Origin of the sequence: Synechococcus sp. MU1655 (assembly GCF_023630655.1) — a bacterium.
Classification (GTDB): Bacteria; Cyanobacteriota; Cyanobacteriia; order PCC-6307; family Cyanobiaceae; genus Synechococcus_C.
In genome coordinates this window covers 1-3,366 of sequence record NZ_JAKUHK010000230.1, presented here as the reverse complement: position 1 = coordinate 3,366, position 3,366 = coordinate 1, and the positions used below count along the sequence as shown (strand labels likewise).

Below are 3,366 nucleotides of genomic sequence, written 5' to 3'. Positions count from 1 at the left end.
TGCGGGTAATGGCGTAACCGGTACTGCCAACAACGGTGGTGCTGCGGATTAATCGCTTTGGAGTGACTCCGCATCGATTGCTTTCAGTAAGGGGGGGAGACCCCTCTTTTTTATGGCTTTAGGCTGAAGTCTTCTTGTGCCTATCTCACACGGATGTTCATCAGCGTCGTCATCCCCACCTACAACCGACGCTCCATTCTTGAGAAGTGTCTGCAGGCACTAGAACACCAAGATCCCAGCGGAGAAATCGAGAGCTACGAAGTGGTTGTCGTTGATGACGGCTCCAGTGACGGCACCCCGGATTGGTTGCGACAAGAGGAAGCTCGCTTCCCCCATGTCCGCTTGATAGAGCAACAACATGGCGGACCTGCCGAAGGCCGTAATCGCGGTGTTGATCATGCAAAAGGAGATGTGATCGTCTTTATCGATAGCGATTTAGTCGTCACATCTAGCTTCCTGGCATCCCATGCGCGTGCCTTAAGTCGGCGTTGGAATCAGCAGGGGAATCGTCTCTGTTTCACCTATGGAGCCGTGATCAATACGGCCAACTTTGATCAACCAACGGCAGAACGGCACAAACTGCGTGATTTGTCTTGGGCATATTTCGCAACGGGAAACGTAGCCATCGATCGGGATGTATTGGAGCGTTCCGGATTATTTGATGTTGGATTCCGGCTCTACGGATGGGAAGACCTGGAGCTCGGAGAGCGGCTCAGGCAAATGGGTGTGGAGCTGGTGAAATGTCCTGAAGCGGTTGGCTATCACTGGCATCCAGCCTTTCGCCTGGAGCAAATCCCCGACCTGATTCGCGTAGAGAAAGAACGCGCCCGAATGGGATTGGTGTTTTATCGCAAGCACCCCAGTCGTCGGGTCCGGTTCATTATTCAATTCACGTGGTTGCATCGCCTGCTTTGGTCTTTGCTCACGCTCGGAGGGCTTCTCAATGAACGAAGCCTTCGTCCGCTTCTGGCTTGGCTGATTCAACGGGGGCAACCATCCCTGGCTCTGGAGTTATTGCGCCTCCCCCTCAACAGAATTGGTGTTGAGGCGCTGTATCGAGAAGCCCGTCAAGCTGGCTTGAACTGAACCGAACGGTGGCGGAGCTGCGTCGGCTAATGATCGAGCCCAAGCGATTGGCCGATCGTGATCGCAATGGATGCCTGGTCCTTCGTGATGACGAACGTCATTACCTGCGCCGGGTTTTACGGCTGCGTCCTGGAGCGACTGTGGCGGTTGTGGATGGCCGCGGCCATCTATGGGAAGGATGGCTTCAGGAGGAAGGACAGCTGCTGCTCCCAGGAAGTTGTACAACCACAACCCCAGCCAAAACACCTCAGCTGGGCCTTGCGATTGCTCTGGTGCGACGAGGCATGGATGACGTGATGCGTATGGCTTGTGAATTAGGCGTGGATTGCATCCAGCCCTTGCAAGCAGCGCGAAGTACACCCCAGGCGGACTACAAGCCAGAACGGTGGCAACTGATCCTGAAAGAAGCGGTCGAGCAATGCGAGCGGCTCTGGATGCCCCAGCTCCTCCCGCTGGCATCCACGGGTGACTGGTGGACGATGCCTGGGGATCACGACAGTCTGGCGATTGCCACCACACGCTTAGAAGAGCTGACTGCATTGGAGCCCTGGTTGCGGCGCCAGACCCTAAAGGAGAGCTGCATCTGGCTTGCCATTGGCCCAGAGGGAGGCTGGGACCCTCTGGAACAAGCCCAGGCACTCCGGGAAGGATGGTCACCGATCAGTCTCAGTGAGGATATTTTGCGCTCTTCCACAGCAGCGATTGCAGGAGTCACAACGCTCAGCAATTGGCGTCGTACGACGCTGAGCACTGAGCGAACCCACTGCTGAGACCACTGAAATGGAAAACTGAAGTGACGTCAGCTGCTGAACAGTTCTGAGGCCATGTCACGGAACCCCTTCAAGTTTCTTCCTGGACGACGACGCTGAGGACGCAAAGCACGACCGGGCCGGATCATCTCAGGAGCAAACGTGCTGAGCGTTACGACAGGACGGGCCGCTTCCGCTTCCGCCAAAGCAGCTGCGATCGCTTCCGCCGTCGTCAGGGAACCTGTTGCCGCTGCGGGGGCAGATGGGGCAGGGGCTGTGGGGGCAGAAGTTGCTGGTGTAGATGCAGCAACTGGCGTCGCGACCGCTTGAGCTGGTTTGACTGGCTCAACCGTGCGACTCCCATCAACCAGTTTGGAGATGGCAGGAATCGGGGCAAGAGAGACCTCTTGATCGTCCTCGACAGGAAGATCTCGCACAGGCGCTATCTGAAGCACCTGGTCGGTTGAAGCACCTTCCTCAAGGTTGAGGAAAAAGCCTTTGCTCTTCAGCACCATGCCAGGTTCCGGTGGACAACGTGGGCTGATTATCCAATCCAAACAGTCTGAATGGACTGATCCTTAGGGCAGTGCAACACAGACCGATGGTTTTGCCTGACCAGAACATCACGATGTGGGGGATTGCCCTGCTTCTCAATGGCCTGCTGATTGCCATGGCGCAGCGCCTTCCCCTTCTCACTAGCAGGGGTTGGGTGCATGCCGGAATCCTTGGAACAATCCTCTGGGGCTGCCTGGGCTGGAGAGGCTGGGTTGCAGTTGTGATCTACCTCGTACTGGGATCAATGGTCACGCGCCTTGGCTTTGCACAAAAGCAGAAGCAAGGGCTTGCGGAGGCGCGAGGTGGCCGGCGAGGTCCAGCAAACGTTTGGGGATCTGCCTTGACTGGCACAGTGATCGCTCTCTTGATTGGAGCAGGTCTCGGCTCCCCGACGCTGTTGCTGATTGGATTTGCAGCCAGCTTCGCGGCCAAACTTGCTGACACCTTTGGCAGTGAGATCGGCAAACGCTGGGGACGAACCACAGTGTTGATCACCAGTCTTCGCAGAGTGCCAGCAGGAACGGAGGGTGCCGTGAGCCTGGAAGGCACCCTGGCGAGTGCCGCTGGCAGCCTGCTGATGATGCTGGTGATGGCGGGGCTGTCGATCGTGACCTCTCCCACGGCGATGCTGGTGGTCGCACTTGTGGGTCTGATCGCGACCCTGCTGGAAAGCCTGCTGGGAGCTCTGGCTCAGGAGAGGGTGACCTGGTTAACCAATGAGATCGTCAACGGCTTGCAAACCGCCTGGGCCGCCGTCTTAGCGATGCTGATTGCGCTTCCGCTGGGTCTTGCGGGCTAATGGGAGGCACTGCTGTAGAGGTCGTGCTGCCTGTCGCAATCGGCTCAGCGACTCTCGGATTGATTGGCGTAGAAAGCCTGCATCAACCTTTTCTCTCAAAGCAAGGTCCTTGATTGGAATGTTGTCGACATAGCGAGCAAGGAGCCAACAACACTGTTGAGGCTCAAGTGTCTTCAG

At 57.0% G+C, this 3,366-nt stretch carries 4 protein-coding genes and 1 pseudogene; 3 read left to right on the top strand and 2 right to left on the bottom strand.

The features are described 5' to 3' along the window. Positions 1-153: 153 nt before the first annotated feature. Positions 154-1,086, top strand: a complete 933-nt coding sequence (locus NCN04_RS09820; protein ID WP_048346686.1) for a glycosyltransferase family 2 protein — start codon at positions 154-156, stop codon at positions 1,084-1,086. A gap of 8 nt (positions 1,087-1,094) precedes the next feature. Next, positions 1,095-1,856: a 16S rRNA (uracil(1498)-N(3))-methyltransferase gene (locus tag NCN04_RS09815; protein WP_250395973.1), complete on the top strand. Its 762-nt coding sequence runs from the start codon at positions 1,095-1,097 to the stop codon at positions 1,854-1,856. A gap of 29 nt (positions 1,857-1,885) precedes the next feature. On the opposite strand, the gene NCN04_RS09810 is transcribed toward NCN04_RS09815, so the two are convergent. Continuing rightward, positions 1,886-2,350, bottom strand: a complete 465-nt coding sequence (locus NCN04_RS09810) for a hypothetical protein (RefSeq protein WP_048346688.1) — start codon at positions 2,348-2,350, stop codon at positions 1,886-1,888. Positions 2,351-2,436: 86 nt separating this feature from the next. Here NCN04_RS09810 and NCN04_RS09805 point away from each other — a divergent pair, with 86 nt between their 5' ends. Then, positions 2,437-3,189, top strand: a complete 753-nt coding sequence (locus NCN04_RS09805) for a TIGR00297 family protein (protein WP_250395972.1) — start codon at positions 2,437-2,439, stop codon at positions 3,187-3,189. On the opposite strand, the pseudogene NCN04_RS09800 reads toward NCN04_RS09805, so the two are convergent. Then, positions 3,148-3,366 (bottom strand): annotated as a pseudogene (locus tag NCN04_RS09800) (sigma-70 family RNA polymerase sigma factor); the annotation flags it as partial. The gene NCN04_RS09805 and the pseudogene NCN04_RS09800 sit on opposite strands and share 42 nt — an antisense overlap.